The organism is Corynebacterium gallinarum (assembly GCF_014837045.1).
GTDB classification, from domain to species: domain Bacteria; phylum Actinomycetota; class Actinomycetes; order Mycobacteriales; family Mycobacteriaceae; genus Corynebacterium; species Corynebacterium gallinarum.
In genome coordinates this window covers 13,178-28,973 of sequence record NZ_JACSPR010000005.1, presented here as the reverse complement: position 1 = coordinate 28,973, position 15,796 = coordinate 13,178, and the positions used below count along the sequence as shown (strand labels likewise).

Sequence of the window (15,796 nt, the reverse complement as noted above, 5' to 3'; positions counted from 1 at the left end):
CGAGAGGACACCATGACTGACTTCAAGCTGATCACCGATGCACAATGGCGCGAACGCCTCAATCCGGAGGAATACCGCGTGCTGCGCCAGGCCGGCACCGAGGCTCCGCACGTCGGCGAGTACACCGACACCACCACCGAGGGTGTGTACAGCTGCCGCGCCTGCGGCGAGGAACTGTTCCGTTCCACCGAGAAGTTCGATGCCCACTGCGGCTGGCCGTCCTTCTTCTCCCCGCTGGCCAAGGACAAGATCATCGAGAAGGAGGATCTGTCCCTGGGCATGCGCCGCATCGAGGTGCTCTGCGCCAACTGTGGCTCCCACATGGGCCACGTGTTCGAGGGCGAGGGTTTCAACACCCCCACCGACCTGCGCTACTGCATCAACTCCATCTCCCTGCGCCTGGAGGAGAAGCCGGTTTCCAACTAGGGCCCGGATCCAGGCACACGGAATAAGACAACACCCCGGCCGGCACCATGAATGGTGCCGACCGGGGTGTTGATTATTGCAGCCGGGTGGTTAGGGAAGAACCTCAATCAGCTCGGCAATGTCCTCGACGCGGTAGCCGGAGACGAACGGGAGTTCCTCACGCACATGCATGCGCGCCTCGGTGTAACGCATCTTGTGCATCAGGTCGACGATGCGGTGCATCTTATCCGCCTCGAAGGCGAGCATCCACTCGTAGTCACCCAGGGAGAAGGCACTGACGGTGTTGGCGCGGACATCAGCGAAATCCGCGGCAGCCTTGCCGTGCTCGGCCAGGATGCGACCGCGCTTGGCCGGCTCCAGGATGTACCAGTCGTAGGAACGGACGAAGGGGTAGACCGTCATCCACTTCCTCGGCTCCTCGCCCATGATGAAGGCGGGGAGGTGCTGCTTGTTGAACTCGGAGGGGCGGTGGATACCGTTACCGATCCAGAACACCTCGGAGACCTGTCCCAGGATGGTGGTGCGACGGAAATCGGCGAACGCCTTCTGGAGTTCGTCGAACTCCTCCGCGTGCCACCAGATCATGTAATCCGCCTCAGCGCGCAGACCGGTGGCATTGTAGATACCCCGGATGACCACCTTGCCCTCGTTGACGAGGTTGGTGAAGAATTCACGGGCCTGTTCGATCACCGCGGTGCGGTCATCATCCAGGGAACCGGGAATGGCACGAAACACCGCCCACTGGGTGTAGCGCTGCACGTCATTGAGCTTGTCGTAGTCGAGCTCACTCACAGGTTGTCTTCCTTTCATGGATCAGCATTGTGGACAATGCTGATCCGATAGCGGATGAATCGTGGTGCGGACCGCCACGGTTCAGGCAGTGGCCCCGTCTGTGTGCCCCTGAAACCAGGAACCCAGGAAGACCTCACAGAAGACACTGCTGGTTGCGCCTTCGGCGGACGTTGACCGGGAGCCCTTCCGGTGGCGACACCACCGGTCGGATCCCCGTGAAAAACACGCACCAACACATCCATCATAAGTTTGATCGCCGTCTCATGTGGCATCACCCCCCAAATAGGGAATATTCGCCCGACTGACCGGATTTCACAGCTATTTTCTGACCGGTTGTACGGAACCCTTCCGGCATCACACATATTCTCGTGAAAAGCCGGTTAAACGGCGCGCCTCCCCCTACTGCAACCGCGCCCCAGTAAGTTTCAACCTGTGATCGATTCCGAAGCGACCTCTCAGCACAAGACACCAGCCGGCCAGGCTGAGGGCACCCCCGCCGAGTTCTCCGAGGCGGTGGAGTCCATGCACCGAGCACGCCTGCGCCCCGAAATCACCCTGGGTACGATCAGACCTCCCCAGCGTCTGGCCCCGTTCTCCCACGCCATCGGCCTTGAGGTCAACGTCGCCGACGATCAGGAGATCGTCGCCCAGGACAGCGACGGTGACTCCTTCGGCCGACTCATCCTCCTCCACGACCCGGGTGCCGAGGAGGCCTGGGAGGGCACCATGCGCCTGGTTGCCTACATCCAGGCCGACATGGACCACGCGGTGGCCTCCGATCCCCTTCTGCCGGAGGTGGCATGGCAGTGGCTCACCGAGGGGCTGTCCCGCAGCGGTGCGGAACACACCAACCTTGGAGGAACGGTGACATCCACCACCTCCGTCAGGTTCGGTGAGATCGGTGGCCCACCGAGTGCGTACCAGTTGGAGATGCGGGCCTCCTGGACCGCTACCGGCAACGATCTCACGACCCATGTGGAGGCTTTCGCCACCGTGCTCGCCTCCGTGGCCGGTCTTCCACCGGAGGGCGTGACTGAACTCCACCGCTAGGTGGGTAAATTGGTAGGCATGGCCTCCGACTTACTCCAACCCCGCGACGGCACCCCACCGCTGCTCACCACCCCCGCCCAGTTCGAGGCGGCGGCAGATGTGCTGGCAGGTGGTTCAGGGCCCTTCGCAATCGACACAGAAAGGGCGTCCGGTTTCCGTTACGATGACCGGGCGTTTCTCATCCAGATCCGTCGCAGGGGTGCAGGAACTCTCCTTTTCGATCCGGAGTCCCACCGTCCGGAACTCTCCCGCTCGCTTGGTCCCGTCCTCAACGGACAGGAGTGGATCATCCACGCCGCCGCCACGGACCTGCCGAGCCTGGCCTGGCTGGATCTGCGTCCCGGCACCCTCTTCGACACTGAACTGGCGGGCCGGCTCGCCGGTTTCGAGCTGGTCAACCTCGCCGCCATGGTGGAGCAGATCTTCGACCTGCATCTGCTCAAAGGCCATGGCGCCGAGGACTGGTCGAAACGCCCCCTCCCGGAGGAATGGCTGAACTATGCCGCCCTCGATGTGGAGATGCTGCTGGAACTCGCTGATGTCATGGCCGAGATCCTGGACAACCAGGGCAAACTCGGCTGGGCGGAACAGGAATTCGAGCACATCCGCACCCAGTTCGCCGATGTCACCGAGGCACCCACCCTCAGCTGGACCGATATGAAGGGTGTGGGCACCCTGAAACGGCCGGAGCAGCTGGTGGTGGCCCGTGACATGTGGATGGCACGCGACAGTGCCGCCGCCGACCGTGATCTGGCAGCTGGCCGGGTACTTCCCAACAAGGTCATCGTGGAAACCGCCCGCACCCTGCCCAAAAACTACGCGGAGCTGGCACGGGTGAAGGGGTTCCCAGGCCGGAACGCCGGGATGGTGAAGCGGTGGATGCGCATCATTAACCGGGCGCTGGCCTCGCCGCGACACACCTGGCCACGGCCACTGACCCGCCCCGATGGTGTGCCCGACCGCCGGTACTGGAGCTCCTTCCACCCGGATGAGTATGAGATTCTCCAGGGGATCCGCGCGGACATTGATGATCTCGGGGCTGAGCTGAACATCCCCGGTGAGAACCTCTTCCAGCCGGCGGCACTGCGGGCCGTGGTGTGGATGGCTACCAACACCGGGGAGATCCACGATCAGGACAGTCTGATGGGCGCACTCCGTGATTACGGGGTACGCCCATGGCAGGTGGAACAGGTGTCACCGATCCTCGTCGATGCCCTGCTCCGGGGGAACAGGCGGGGTTAGTTCCCCTCGTTAGTTCCCCTCGCCGAACAACCGGTCCATCCAGCCCAGTGCGGTTTTCTCCACGCTGTCGATGTCCAGGTCGTGGTCCAGCAGAACCTGCCCGCGGCTGGCGTGGTCGAGGAATTTCTGGGGCACCGCCACCTGACGGCGTGGGGTGTCCACCTCCGCTGCGTTGAGCGCATCGGAGAGCAGGGATCCGACACCACCGTGGATGACACCGTCCTCGATGGTGATCACCAGGTCATGGTCAGCGGTGAGCGCCACCAGGGACTGCGGGATCGGGATGACCCACCGGGGGTCCACAACGGTGACGTTGGCGCCCGCGGCAACCAGGCGTCCACCCAGTTCCAGGGCGAGGGTGGCACGCTCCCCCACCGCCACGATGAGGATATCCGGGGCATCCTCCGATGCCGGGGTGGCTTCCAGGTACGCCAGGATGTCCACCCCGTCTTTCACGGTCTCGATGGCCTCGATTGGTGCGGGCAGATCGCCCTTGGGGAAACGGACGACGGTGGGACCGTCGTTGATGTCGACGGCCTCACCGAGCAGTTCCCGGAGGGTGTTCTCATCACGTGGGGCCGCCACGCGGATGCCGGGGACAATGGAGGTCAGCGCCAGGTCCCAGACACCGTTATGGCTTGCTCCATCGCTGCCGGTGACACCCGAACGATCCAGCACGACGGTGACCGGCAGGTTCAGCAGGGCCACGTCCATGAGCAGCTGGTCGAAGGCACGGTTGAGGAAGGTGGAGTAGATAGCCACCACCGGGTGTTTACCAGCCAGGGCCAGGCCGGCGGCCGAGGTGAGGGCATGCTGTTCCGCGATGCCCACATCGTAGAAACGTGTGGGGAAGTTCGCGGCGAACTTGGCCAGTCCGGTCGGGCCAGCCATGGCGGCGGTGATGGCGACGATATCCTCGCGCTGGCCACCGAGCCTGACCAGTTCCTCACTGAAAGCCGCGGTCCATCCGGGTTTGGAGGCCGTCACCGGGATGCCGGTGCGCGGGTCCATCACGCCGGTGGCGTGCATGAGCTCATCCAGGTCGCGCTCGGCGGGGGCGTACCCGCGGCCCTTCTCCGTGACCAGGTGGACGATGATCGGACCCTCGAAGTCACGGGCGTAGGCCAGGGCGTTGTCCACGGCCTTCTGGTCATGACCGTTGACGGGGCCGATGTATTTCATGCCCAGTTCCGGGAACATCTCGGTGGGGATGACGGTGCTCTTCACACCCTCCTTGAAGGCGTGGAGCGCCTCGAAGGTGCGTTCGCCCACCCACCCCATGGACTTCAGGGTGGACTTGCCCTGTTCCATGACGCGGTCATAGAACGGTTCCATGCGCAGCTGCGCGAGGTTCTCGGCGAAACCACCGATGGTCGGTGAGTAGCTGCGGCCGTTGTCATTGACCACGACCACCACGTTGCGGTCCTTGCCCGCTGCGATGTTGTTCAGGGCCTCCCAGCACATACCACCGGTGAGGGCACCGTCGCCGACGACGGCAACCACATTGCGGTCGGTGTCCCCGTCGAGCTGGAACGCCTTGGACATGCCGTCGGCATACGACAGGGCGGCGGAAGCATGAGAGGACTCGGTCCAGTCATGTTCGCTTTCCGCGCGGCTGGTGTAGCCGGACAGACCATCCTTCTGGCGCAGCGTGTCGAAGGCATCGCCACGGCCGGTGAGGATCTTGTGCACATACGACTGGTGCGAGGTATCGAAGATAATCGGTTCATGGGGGGAATCGAACACCCGGTGGAGACCGATGGTCAGTTCGACCACACCGAGGTTGGGACCGAGATGACCACCGGTGGCCGCAACCTTGTCGACGAGAAAGCTGCGAATCTCCCCCGCCAGCACCTCCAGGTCCTCTTCTGCAAGGGCCTTCAGGTCCGCAGGCGTTGAAATACTGTTCAGGATTCCCATGGGCGTGAGTCAGACACCTTTGCTCTCGGAAGTGGACGTGTATTCATCTGGAAGGTGCTGGGTGCACCTGTGGGTATGTGTGCAGGCGATCGTGTCACGGAACCCGCTGTGCAGCGGGTGGGACATGATCGCCTGTGCTGTTGGAGCCATCTTACTCCGTGGGGTGCCAAACCACTGTCATCGACTGACTCCGGTGTCCTCACGGACGCGCTATGCCGACTTCCTGGTGAACACACCGATGGTTTCATAGTGGTGGGTTCCGGGGAAGGCATTGAACACGGCGAGGCGGTTGAGGGTGTATCCGCCGGCGGACCAGTCCGCGACATCCCGGGCGAAGGTCGCCGGGTCGCATCCGATGTGGATGACCAGCTGGGGTTTCGCCTCCGCGATGGTGGCCACCACATCGGAACCTGCGCCGGTGCGGGGTGGGTCGAGCACCACCACGTGTGGTTTGGGCAGCTGGGAGGTGACGGATTCCACACGACCGGCGTGGAAGGTGACCGGCAGGCCGACCAGGGCATCATCCCCGGCCTCGGCGGATCCCTCGGACAGCTCCACGGAGTGCACGTGCGCACCCAGTGCGCGGTTGATCACCGGCACGAACAGGCCGACACCGCCGTACAGGTCCCAGGCAACCGGGCCACGCTTATCGACGTCAGTCAGTTCGGCCCCATCCAGCACCTCACCGATGAATGCGGAGTAGGCACCGGGGGCCTTGGTGTGTGCCTGCCAGAAACCGGAGACGGGGAAGGTCCAGGTGTGCTCGCCGACCGTCTGCTCCACGCGGCCGTCGCCTTCGAGGACGTGCAGGATCGTCTCGGCGCGGCGACCACGGGGGGCCTTCCTGACCTCAACGACGGTGCGCACGCCACGATCGTCAATGGCGGCGATGACCTCGGAGTCTGGGGTGAAGGTCCGGGCACCGGGACCCACCAGACCGTCGATAAGCTCGGGTACCACCTGGGAGCAGGCCACGTCGGTGACCAGGTCGTTCGAACGCACCTTGCGGAAACCGGCGCGCCCGGAGGCGTCGACGCCGAGGCGGACGCGGGTGCGCCACCCCTGGGCTGGTTCGAGATCGATGAGTTCCGGGGTCGGGATGTCCGTGAGACCACCGATGCGCTCCAGCTGATCAGTCAGGATCCGGGACTTGATATCGAGCTCGGCGCCCGGGGCGAGTTCTGCGTAGTCGCAACATCCGGCACCGGCTGCCGCGGCAGGGCACCGGGACTCCACACGGTGCGGGGAGGCCGAGTTGACCTGCACCACGAAACCGCGCGCGAACCGCTTCTTCACCTGGGTGATCTCGACATCGACATCATCACCCGGGAACCCTCCCCGGACGAAGATGACCCGTCCCCCGTGGTGTGCGATCCCCTCGCCGCCATGTGCGGGGCGGGTGACCTCAACGGTGATGGTGTCCCCCTTGGTGAGGTCCGGGGTGGAATCGGTGTTCAGTTCGGCGGTGTCAGACATGTGACCTGCCCTTTCTTCGGCATTGCTCCACGGGCCATGTGCTCGGTGTGATCCGGTGGCCACACCCGTGACAGCCACCCCGTTAAGTTGGTCATCCGCGGCCGACGAGTTTATAGCTGAACATCGCCAGGCTGCGGATCAGACAACACTACCCCGCCTGACCGGCATTTCCGGTATCGCCGGTTGCTCCGGGCTGATTCGTCGGCTGGGCGTTCTGTTTCTGCTGCTGCGCACGCTTTGCCATGGCCTGCTGGATCTGGTCGGCGAACTGCTGGGGCAGGGCCACCGGCAGCGGGCTGCCCGCGAGGATGGGGGCATCACCACGGTTGACGAAGGTGCGGGCGATGACCTCATGCCCGAGTTCCCGCATGGCATCCGCGCGGTCAGCGGGGCTGATCATGGTCATCCGGAGCATCCACCGGGGACCGTCGACGCCAGCAATGCGGATGAGACGGTCATTGGCCTCGCCGACCACCTCACGGCCCCACGGGCCCTGTTCCACACGGACGGTGAGACCGTCCTTGCGCATGCCGTCGGCGATCTCCCGGGTGGCCTCACGCCACTGTCCCGCGGAGGTCCGGCCCGCGAAGGCCACCGGGGTGATACGGCCGTGCGGGGTGACGATGTGGAGCATGCGTGGCCCCTGCTCCCCCATCTCCACCTGCACCTCAGACTGCATGGGCAGGGGAATCTGGAGGGACCCCAGATCAAGCAGGCCCTTGGAGAAGTCGGAGAAGTCGAAATCCCCGATGCTCACCTCGCCTGCGTCATAGGGTCCGGTGGTGCCTGTGACAGCGTCGTGGATGGGATCGGGCCGGTCCTCCCCCGCATCCGGGGTTGCTGCTGGTGAAGTCTGGTCCGGCTCGGCCTGGGAGGGGACGTCATTGTAATGCTCTTCCTGCTCCTGGGCGTGCTGCTCAGGGGTTGATGCATTCTTCTTGCCAAACGGCCACAGTGCCATGATCTACCTTCCGGTCCTTCTTGTCTCGTACTTTTCTTGTACTTTTCTCATCCATGGCCCGGCCCGCTCCGCGGGTGGTTGGGTGCAGGCCATGTGCATGATGCGGATATCGTCACCCACGGTAACCGCTTTCCCGGGTTTCGTCCCCGGAACCAGCCGGAAACACCCGGGCCCGGCCGAGAGCGATCCACAGGGTTGAGGTGTTTCGGCCCCATCCTATCGGGGCGTGGAAACGGCGTGGGAAGACTGGCCTTCGTGATCAGTCCTTGTGTCAGTTGGCCCGCATCCCGGTGGATCCATGCCCCCGGTCACCCCGGATGGTTTCATCCAGTTCATCAACCTCGATGAAGTCCACCAACTCCACCCGCTGGATGATCAGCTGCGCGATGCGGTCACCGCGGGTGATCGTGATCGGGGTGTCGGGATCGAGGTTGATCAGGCACACCTTGATCTCGCCCCTGTAGTCCGCATCCACGGTGCCGGGTGCGTTGACAATGCTCAGTCCCTCACGGGCGGCGAGCCCAGAACGGGGATGGATCAGCCCGACGGTGCCCAGGGGCAGGGCGATGGCGACCCCGGTGCCCACCAGTTCCCGGTGTCCCGGCGCGATGACCACATCGGTGGTGGAGTGCAGATCCACGCCGGCATCCCCACGGTGTGCACGACGGGGCATGGGCAGATCCGGGTCGAGGCGGAGGAGGCGGACGCTGTCGATGGTGTTCAGGTTCTCAGTCACCCCATCAGGGTACGCAGGGGTTTGCCCGGCCGAGTCAACCGGGACGGTGATGCACCACCACCAGTGAGATAGGATCACCTATTGTGAGTGATTCCCAACGCGCTGATTCTGTGAACCCCAATGGTCCCGGTGACGATTCCCCGGGCACCCGGATCATCTACCGCGAACGGCAGTGGGTCCCGTGGTACTGGTGGCTGGCGATGGCCCTCCTGGTCGCACTGCTGACCGCCCAGTTCAGTCTGAACCGTGGTGATCTGTGGATCTACATCCCGGCGATCGTGCTGTCGGTCCTCGCGGCGTGGGTACTGCTGCGCCTGTCCTCGACCGTGATCACGGTCGAGGAGGATGGGGACGGCACACGCTGGCTGATCGCCGGCCAGGCGAATCTGCCGCATGATGTGGTCTCGCGTTCACTGGCGGTTCCCGCGACCGCCAAGCGTAATGCCATGGGACGTCAGCTCGACCCGGCCGCCTTCGTGGTCTCCCACGGGTGGGTTCATGAGATGGTCATGCTCGTCCTCGATGACCCGGATGACCCCACGCCCTACTGGTTGATCGGCTGCAACGACCCCGAGGCCCTGCTGCGTGCCTTCGTCCCCGACCAGGCGGACGACGCCCTGGCCGACTTCTCGTAACTTCTCATAGGCTCCGGAGTCACATAAACCCCGTATCCCCCCTTCTGATGGTGGGGATACGGGGTATGTTTCTCACCTGGTCACCTGTTGTCGATGCTCCGTGCGTCTGCCGTACGTCTGATGCAGTCACCAGCGCGGGCGGGCATGGGGCGATGAGCCGGAGCCCACCCCGGGATTCTGCGTGCCAGCGTCAGCTATGCGCAGTCGAGGCAGATGTCTGAACCATCGGCCTCGGTGTGGGACTTGCGGTTGTTGCGCTGAACCAGGAAGCAGCTGGCGCAGGTGAATTCGTTTTCGCGACGTGGTACCACATCGACGTTGAGTTCCTCACCGGAGAGATCGATGTTGGGGATCTCGAACGGCTCGACGATCTCACCGTCATCGTCCATGTCGTTGGCGGTCTCAACGGCCTTCAGGCCTTCGAGGGAGTCGGTCTCCAACTCATCCTCGACGCGGCGACGCGGAGCATCGTAATCGGTAGCCATGGTGTTTCCTCCCGAGTGGGTTCGGTTCATCTTGCGAAAATGTGCACTTCAGCAAATGTCATGCAACGTTTAGCGCGCATAGTAAATGAGAAAAACCGTCTTGTCATACTCCCTGGTCAGAGGCCTAAAATTACGGGGATAAAAGCACCCCCGGTCGCGGCGGATCACTGCTCCAGGGGTGTGAGGGCACCGATCGTGTCAAACAGGTCGGTCACGGCATCGAAGACAGGGTATGGTGCGGCATACAGAATCTCACCCGATTGACCTGGAATGGACAGGCTGGGTGCGTGGACCCGCGCACCGGCCTCCCGCGCGATGAGGATCCCCGCCGCGTAGTCCCAGCAGCTCAGTCCGTGTTCGTAGTAGACGTCGACCTCCCCGTCCGCTAAATGACACAGGTCCAGGGCCGCGCTGCCCATCCGCCGGATGTCCCGGACCACCGGCAGCACCCCGGTGAGCACCTGCGCCTGCCTGGCGCGGCGGGTGGTGGAGTATCCGAACCCGGTGGCCACCAGGCACTGGGTGATGTCATCGATGTCATTGACCCGCAGGGCAACGATCTCATCGTTGTCGGGCAGGTACTTGTACGCACCCTGACCGCGGGCGGCGCTGTAGAGCACACCGGTTTCCACGTTGATCACCGCCCCGGCGACCACCTCGCCGTCGATGGCGGCGGCGATGGACACCGCGTATTGGGGCAGGCCATAGACGAAGTTCACGGTCCCATCGATCGGATCAACGATCCAGGTCACTCCACTGAGGGAGGGGGTTCCGGTGCCCTCCTCCCCGATCAGGCCATCCTCCGGTCGTAGTTCCTGCAACCGGTTGGCGATGAAGTCCTCAGCCAGGGTGTCCACGATGGTCACCGGATCCACCGCAGAGCTCTTGGTGTTGGTGTAGGCCCACATGTCACCCAGATCCGCCCGCTTGTCCCTGATGCGGGCGGCCGTCAGGGTGACTGTCTCTGAGGCGATGGCCCTGAGTTCATTGAAGGAGAACGTGTGTGCATGCGTGGAGTCCATACTTTCCATCATGGTGTGTTTTCCCCGCCGGTGCCGGTGATTCCGGCTCCACTCCCCGGAGACCGTCGCGACATATGACCTTTGCGTCTGTTTTTCCTGCCGGATTCCCTGTTGGTTTGTACACTTGGGCGCATGACTGAAACGGGATTTGGAATCGATATCGGCGGTTCCGGTATCAAGGGTGCGCGGGTTGATCTGTCCACCGGGGAGTTCATCGGTGATCGAATAAAGATCGCCACGCCTCAGCCCGCGACCCCCGACGCCGTCGCCGGGGTGGTCGCCGAGATCCTCGCCGAAGCGGAGTGGGACGGGCCGGTGGGCATCACGGTTCCCGCCGTGGTGCGCGGACAGGTGGCACTCACCGCCGCCAACATCGATCAGGAGTGGATCGGCACAGATGTCCATGAGCTGTTCCACCGGCATCTGGGTGATCGGGAGATCACCGTTCTCAACGATGCCGATGCCGCGGGCATTGCCGAGGTGACCTTCGGCCACCCCGATGCGCGGGAGGGATCAGTCATCCTCCTGACCTTCGGAACCGGCATCGGATCAGCGTTCCTCATGGATGGTGAGCTGTTTCCCAACACTGAGCTGGGGCACCTCATCGTCGATGGCATGGAGGCCGAGCACCGTGCCTCCGGGGCGGTGAAGGAGAACAAGGACCTCTCCTGGAAGAAGTGGTCCGCTGAGGTCAGCAAGGTGCTCAATGAGTATGAGCGGCTCTTCTATCCCCAGTTGTTCGTCGTGGGGGGCGGGATCTCCAGGAAACACGAGAAGTGGGTGCCGCTCCTCGATGTCCAGACGGAGGTCGTACCGGCGGAACTGCGTAACCGCGCAGGCATCGTCGGAGCCGCGATGGCGGTGACAAAACACCTGGCCCCCTAGGGGTCACGCTTCCCGCCACCGGATGAGCAGGGGGCGGGGTCTTGATTCGGGATTACGGTTGGGCTATGCAAAACGGCCCCCTTGTGACACGTCAACAGCTAATCACCTATACTGGTCTGTTGATCGTGGACAAAGGTAACCATGAGATTGATTCACCCTTGTGACTTCCCAAGAAACACTTAACTCAAAGCATCAACTCATGTTGGGAATGCTGATGAGACTTTCCGGGATACGGCAACAGGGACATGGAGCAATTGATCGGCTGACCATCTCTCGAGCGATGTGGCTCAGACACAGACGCTTTTATTCGGCGTTTCCGGGAACAAAGAAACATTCCGGTTGTTGCATATAAGTATCTGAAGATGACGCATCACTTGGACAAGCACAGCGAAAGGACATTAGTGGTAGCCACTGAATCCTCACAGCACCGCTCGGATCAGTCGAAGAAGTCGATGAAAATGCACCAGGAGCCGTGGAGAGCAGCATGGTAGAGAACAACGTAGCAAAGAAGACGGTCGCCAAGAAGACCGCCCGTAAGACAGCACGCAAAGCAGCACCGCGCGCGGCCGCACCTCTGGGATCGCAGGACGTGTCTGCGTCTTCGACCCCTGCCGCAACGTCTCCCGTGACTCCGGCGTCCGCCGCCATCGACGCCACCGTTGATGTGGCCAGTACGACCGCCGGTGACGCGGCAGCCTCAACCGAGGCTACCGACGCAGCCCCCGCTGCCCGGAAGACGGTTGCCAAGAAGACCGCGCGTAAGACTACGGCGAAGAAAACCACCGCCAAGAAGACCACCGCGCGCAAGACCACCGCCAAGAAGGCCGCGCCTGCCAAGGCCGCCCCGAAGGTGATTGATCCGGATCTCGACGAGGAGGATCAGGATCTGGTTGTCGACGAGGAGGATCCCGACTTCATCCCCGTCGACGAGCTGGAGGAGGACGACGAGGTCGCCCCACTCGGCGAGGAGGAAGAGGAGAAGGAAGAAGACGACGGTTCCTCCGTCTGGGATGAGGACGAGTCCGCCACCCTGCGTCAGGCACGCAAGGACGCCGAACTCACCGCGTCCGCCGACTCCGTCCGCGCCTACCTCAAGCAGATCGGTAAGGTCGCCCTGCTCAACGCCGAGCAGGAGGTGTCCCTGGCCAAGCGCATCGAGGCCGGTCTCTACGCCACCCACAAGATGGAGGAGATGGAGGCCGCTTTCGCCGCTGGTGACAAGGACGCAAAGCTCACGCCGGCGGTCAAGCGCGATCTGCGCGCGATTGCCCGTGATGGCCGCAAGGCGAAGAACCACCTGCTGGAGGCCAACCTCCGTCTGGTGGTCTCCCTGGCCAAGCGTTACACCGGTCGCGGCATGGCGTTCCTGGACCTGATCCAGGAGGGAAACCTCGGTCTGATCCGTGCGGTGGAGAAGTTCGACTACTCCAAGGGGTACAAGTTCTCCACGTACGCCACCTGGTGGATCCGTCAGGCCATCACCCGCGCTATGGCCGATCAGGCCCGTACCATCCGCATCCCGGTCCACATGGTCGAGGTCATCAACAAGCTGGGTCGTATTCAGCGTGAGCTGCTGCAGGAGCTGGGTCGCGAACCCACCCCGCAGGAACTGTCCAAGGAGATGGATATCTCCGAGGAGAAGGTGCTGGAGATCCAGCAGTATGCCCGCGAGCCGATCTCCCTGGACCAGACCATCGGTGATGAGGGTGACTCGCAGCTCGGTGACTTCATCGAGGATTCCGAGGCTGTCGTCGCGGTGGATGCCGTGTCCTTCACCCTCCTGCAGGATCAGCTCCAGGATGTGTTGGAGACCCTGTCCGAGCGTGAGGCGGGTGTGGTCAAGCTGCGCTTCGGCCTCACCGACGGCATGCCCCGCACCCTGGATGAGATCGGTCAGGTTTACGGTGTGACCCGTGAGCGTATCCGCCAGATCGAATCCAAGACCATGTCCAAGCTGCGCCACCCGTCGCGAAGCCAGGTGCTCCGCGACTACCTGGACTAGGTTTCCCCGCTCAGCACTAGCAAGAGGCGCCCGTTCCCACGGGCGCCTCTTACTGCTCTACCGGACCTGGTTAACGCTTGTCGACGTCCACCTCATTGTCATACAGCGACGCGGGTGGGGTCTGCACGGGTGGCAGAGGTGAGGCACCCGGTGGCAGCGCATGCCCCTGACCCGAATAGGCCTGGTACAGTCCTTCCTTCCCGTAGGAGAAACGACGGTGGACAGCCTCGAAGGGCCCCTTCCGACCAGCCAGCTCCAGTGCGTAGGCGAAGAGCACCGTGAGCACCCAGACACCGAGGGCCACCGCGCTCGCGCCGAGGATGCCCCCACCGATCCCCCACCCCAGGGTGAACGGCTGGGTGGCGATCAGCAGCAGGAGCGACTGGAGGATATACCCGCTCATGGAACGTGCGCCCAGCGCGGCGATCATGCGGGGAATCAGGGGCAGACCGGGTGCCTCTCCCCCGGGGTCCCGCGCATCCAGCCTGCGCTGCAGCGGGTGGACGAGCAGTGCGATGGCGGCGATGATACCCGGGCCGGTCAACACACCGAAAGCCTGGTTGAGCCCAAAGAGGACTTGTGCCCAGGAGGAGGGGAGCACACCGATCTCCGACAATCCCCACGGCAGGCCGATGAGCACGACCACAGCCAGCGCGACCCACACCGCGGTCCACAGCTGACGGCGGAATTCATCAACCCGGCTGAGCACCCGGTGGCGGGCGGCGATGTACCCGACGATCATCACCGGGAACAACATGAGGATCTCCATGGGTATCATCGCAACCTGACCGACCACCATGATGAGTGCAAACAGCAGATACTCGCCATAACTCTCCTTCGGGCCGTTGAGGATTCCCATATCCGCCTGCAGGTTGGCGCCGGCGGACACGGACATCAACGCGGTTGCCGCGAGGGTGGAGATGAGGTTGAGAACGAAGAACACCCCGGCGAACCACCACAGGGTCTTGTCCCGGAAGGTCATCATCACGGCGAGGAGCATGCCCGCCACCCCGTAGAAGAACATGATGTCACCCCAGAACAGGAACACCATGTGCACCAGACCGAACAGGGCGAGAAAACCATAGCGGCGGACCAGCACGCGGCGGGCCTGGTTTTCCGGATAACCCCGACGCCACAGGCTGCCCACGATCATGCCCACGCCATACCCCAGCATGGTGGAGAACATCGGCAGGCCACGGACGTGGATGAACATGGCGCTGAACACCACCGCGATCTGCTCCCACGCCGATCCCGTGATCATGCCGCCCAGCCTGTTGGCCTCCAGACTGCTGTCCGCCGGGAGCCATGCGGTGGCCACATTGGCCAGGGCGATACCCAGGAGGGCGATACCCCGGGCGATGTCGGGTGAGAGTATCCGGTTGCGTTGGGCCGAACGTTCGGGAGGGTGTGTGGTCATGGAAATATCCTCACATGTCAGGGGGATTTTGTCAGTGGTGGGCATAGAAAAGGCCCCACAATGTGAGGCTGGGAGGGGTGTGGTGCGTGTTAGGCGTTTTCATTGAGGAACTGTTCCACACATGCCTGTTGGGAGGAGACATCGGAGTTGTCCACGAAACAGTCCATGATCCCGCTGTTGAGAAACGCCACGACCACCACGGTGAAGAATATGACAATCAGCAGGCTGATGGCCGACAGGATGAGACCACCCACCGACCACCCGGTGCGTTTGTTGGCACCCTGGAATCTCTTGCCACGGACCAGCGCCACGATGGACACGATCACACCGGCGATGGCGAGGAACGGGGCCGCGAGAATGAGCACAGCGAGGGGGCCCGCGAACACAGTCAGCAGTGCCACGACGCTGGCGATACCCAGGCCGAGTGCCCAGGCGGCCAGTTTGTTCGGTTTTTCGTTCATCGGGGAGTTCTCGAAACCCCCACCGTAGGGCTGCCCGTATCCCCCGGGAGCGGTGGAACCTGACGGCCCCGCAGCCCAGTCCGGGGCCCCTGAACCGTAGGAACCATAATCCGGTGCGCCACCGGCATTGCCCTGGTTATTGCTGTTGTTGCCCGGATCGCCATATGGGTAATTGGGGGTGGTCATGATTGTGGCCTTCCTCGGTGTCGGTTTCACGGATCGTCATCATCATGATGAGGGTGCGCACGACAACACGCGGTGGGTGTGCCGTCCGTATCAGACCAGA

The 15,796-nt window shown here is 63.2% G+C and carries 15 protein-coding genes; 6 read left to right on the top strand and 9 right to left on the bottom strand.

The annotated features are described in order from the left end of the window. Nucleotides 1–12 precede the first annotated feature (12 nt). Complete coding sequence (gene msrB, locus H9627_RS08040) at nt 13–426, top strand: peptide-methionine (R)-S-oxide reductase MsrB (protein WP_191733504.1); 414 nt, start codon at nt 13–15, stop codon at nt 424–426. A gap of 90 nt (nt 427–516) precedes the next feature. On the opposite strand, the gene hemQ is transcribed toward msrB, so the two are convergent. Beyond that, nucleotides 517–1,236, bottom strand: coding sequence for a hydrogen peroxide-dependent heme synthase (gene hemQ / locus H9627_RS08035; RefSeq protein WP_191733503.1), 720 nt, complete (start codon nt 1,234–1,236; stop codon nt 517–519). A 414-nt stretch (nt 1,237–1,650) separates the two neighbouring features. Here hemQ and H9627_RS08030 point away from each other — a divergent pair, with 414 nt between their 5' ends. Beyond that, nucleotides 1,651–2,268, top strand: coding sequence for a DUF3000 domain-containing protein (locus H9627_RS08030; RefSeq protein ID WP_191733502.1), 618 nt, complete (start codon nt 1,651–1,653; stop codon nt 2,266–2,268). 18 nt (nt 2,269–2,286) lie between these two features. Then, nucleotides 2,287–3,510 carry an HRDC domain-containing protein gene (locus H9627_RS08025; protein WP_191733501.1) on the top strand — a complete coding sequence of 408 codons (1,224 nt, stop codon included), beginning with the start codon at nt 2,287–2,289 and terminating at the stop codon, nt 3,508–3,510. A 9-nt stretch (nt 3,511–3,519) separates the two neighbouring features. Here H9627_RS08025 and dxs read toward each other — a convergent pair whose 3' ends face one another. The 4 genes from dxs to dut form a co-directional block, all read right to left on the bottom strand. Then, the gene (dxs, locus tag H9627_RS08020; protein ID WP_191733500.1) at nt 3,520–5,430 is read right to left on the bottom strand and encodes a 1-deoxy-D-xylulose-5-phosphate synthase; all 1,911 of its coding nucleotides are present in this window, start codon (nt 5,428–5,430) and stop codon (nt 3,520–3,522) included. A 210-nt stretch (nt 5,431–5,640) separates the two neighbouring features. Next, entirely contained in the window at nt 5,641–6,906 is a 1,266-nt protein-coding gene (locus H9627_RS08015) for a class I SAM-dependent RNA methyltransferase (RefSeq protein WP_191733499.1), read from the bottom strand. Between the two features lie 148 nt (nt 6,907–7,054). Beyond that, entirely contained in the window at nt 7,055–7,867 is an 813-nt protein-coding gene (locus H9627_RS08010) for a DUF3710 domain-containing protein (protein WP_191733498.1), read from the bottom strand. 271 nt (nt 7,868–8,138) lie between these two features. Further along, nucleotides 8,139–8,591 carry a dUTP diphosphatase gene (gene dut, locus H9627_RS08005; RefSeq protein ID WP_191733698.1) on the bottom strand — a complete coding sequence of 151 codons (453 nt, stop codon included), beginning with the start codon at nt 8,589–8,591 and terminating at the stop codon, nt 8,139–8,141. A 122-nt stretch (nt 8,592–8,713) separates the two neighbouring features. Here dut and H9627_RS08000 point away from each other — a divergent pair, with 122 nt between their 5' ends. After that, the gene (locus tag H9627_RS08000; RefSeq protein WP_404826203.1) at nt 8,714–9,238 is read left to right on the top strand and encodes a DUF3093 domain-containing protein; all 525 of its coding nucleotides are present in this window, start codon (nt 8,714–8,716) and stop codon (nt 9,236–9,238) included. A gap of 194 nt (nt 9,239–9,432) precedes the next feature. Here the strand turns inward: H9627_RS08000 and H9627_RS07995 are convergent, their stop codons facing one another. Then, nucleotides 9,433–9,723: a DUF4193 domain-containing protein gene (locus tag H9627_RS07995; protein ID WP_006767798.1), complete on the bottom strand. Its 291-nt coding sequence runs from the start codon at nt 9,721–9,723 to the stop codon at nt 9,433–9,435. A 164-nt stretch (nt 9,724–9,887) separates the two neighbouring features. Continuing rightward, nucleotides 9,888–10,745 carry an inositol monophosphatase family protein gene (locus H9627_RS07990; protein ID WP_225213642.1) on the bottom strand — a complete coding sequence of 286 codons (858 nt, stop codon included), beginning with the start codon at nt 10,743–10,745 and terminating at the stop codon, nt 9,888–9,890. Between the two features lie 132 nt (nt 10,746–10,877). Between H9627_RS07990 and ppgK the strand changes: the two genes are divergently transcribed. Then, the gene (gene ppgK, locus H9627_RS07985) at nt 10,878–11,630 is read left to right on the top strand and encodes a polyphosphate--glucose phosphotransferase (RefSeq protein ID WP_191733495.1); all 753 of its coding nucleotides are present in this window, start codon (nt 10,878–10,880) and stop codon (nt 11,628–11,630) included. 484 nt (nt 11,631–12,114) lie between these two features. Further along, complete coding sequence (locus H9627_RS07980) at nt 12,115–13,632, top strand: RNA polymerase sigma factor (RefSeq protein WP_191733494.1); 1,518 nt, start codon at nt 12,115–12,117, stop codon at nt 13,630–13,632. Between the two features lie 70 nt (nt 13,633–13,702). Here H9627_RS07980 and H9627_RS07975 read toward each other — a convergent pair whose 3' ends face one another. Together H9627_RS07975 and H9627_RS07970 are read right to left on the bottom strand one after the other, a co-directional pair. Next, complete coding sequence (locus H9627_RS07975; RefSeq protein ID WP_191733493.1) at nt 13,703–15,049, bottom strand: DUF418 domain-containing protein; 1,347 nt, start codon at nt 15,047–15,049, stop codon at nt 13,703–13,705. Nucleotides 15,050–15,138: 89 nt separating this feature from the next. After that, nucleotides 15,139–15,696 carry a hypothetical protein gene (locus H9627_RS07970; RefSeq protein ID WP_191733492.1) on the bottom strand — a complete coding sequence of 186 codons (558 nt, stop codon included), beginning with the start codon at nt 15,694–15,696 and terminating at the stop codon, nt 15,139–15,141. Nucleotides 15,697–15,796: the final 100 nt, after the last annotated feature.

What these genes read in the sequence shown, in the direction of transcription:
- msrB (WP_191733504.1), top strand. Translation starts at nt 13, where the DNA reads ATGACTGACTTCAAGCTGATCACCGATGCACAATGGCGCGAACGCCTC.
- hemQ (WP_191733503.1), bottom strand. Translation starts at nt 1,236, where the DNA reads ATGAAAGGAAGACAACCTGTGAGTGAGCTCGACTACGACAAGCTCAAT.
- H9627_RS08025 (WP_191733501.1), top strand. Translation starts at nt 2,287, where the DNA reads ATGGCCTCCGACTTACTCCAACCCCGCGACGGCACCCCACCGCTGCTC.
- dxs (WP_191733500.1), bottom strand. Translation starts at nt 5,430, where the DNA reads ATGGGAATCCTGAACAGTATTTCAACGCCTGCGGACCTGAAGGCCCTT.
- H9627_RS08015 (WP_191733499.1), bottom strand. Translation starts at nt 6,906, where the DNA reads ATGTCTGACACCGCCGAACTGAACACCGATTCCACCCCGGACCTCACC.
- H9627_RS08010 (WP_191733498.1), bottom strand. Translation starts at nt 7,867, where the DNA reads ATGGCACTGTGGCCGTTTGGCAAGAAGAATGCATCAACCCCTGAGCAG.
- H9627_RS07995 (WP_006767798.1), bottom strand. Translation starts at nt 9,723, where the DNA reads ATGGCTACCGATTACGATGCTCCGCGTCGCCGCGTCGAGGATGAGTTG.
- H9627_RS07990 (WP_225213642.1), bottom strand. Translation starts at nt 10,745, where the DNA reads ATGGACTCCACGCATGCACACACGTTCTCCTTCAATGAACTCAGGGCC.
- ppgK (WP_191733495.1), top strand. Translation starts at nt 10,878, where the DNA reads ATGACTGAAACGGGATTTGGAATCGATATCGGCGGTTCCGGTATCAAG.
- H9627_RS07980 (WP_191733494.1), top strand. Translation starts at nt 12,115, where the DNA reads ATGGTAGAGAACAACGTAGCAAAGAAGACGGTCGCCAAGAAGACCGCC.
- H9627_RS07975 (WP_191733493.1), bottom strand. Translation starts at nt 15,049, where the DNA reads ATGACCACACACCCTCCCGAACGTTCGGCCCAACGCAACCGGATACTC.
- H9627_RS07970 (WP_191733492.1), bottom strand. Translation starts at nt 15,696, where the DNA reads ATGACCACCCCCAATTACCCATATGGCGATCCGGGCAACAACAGCAAT.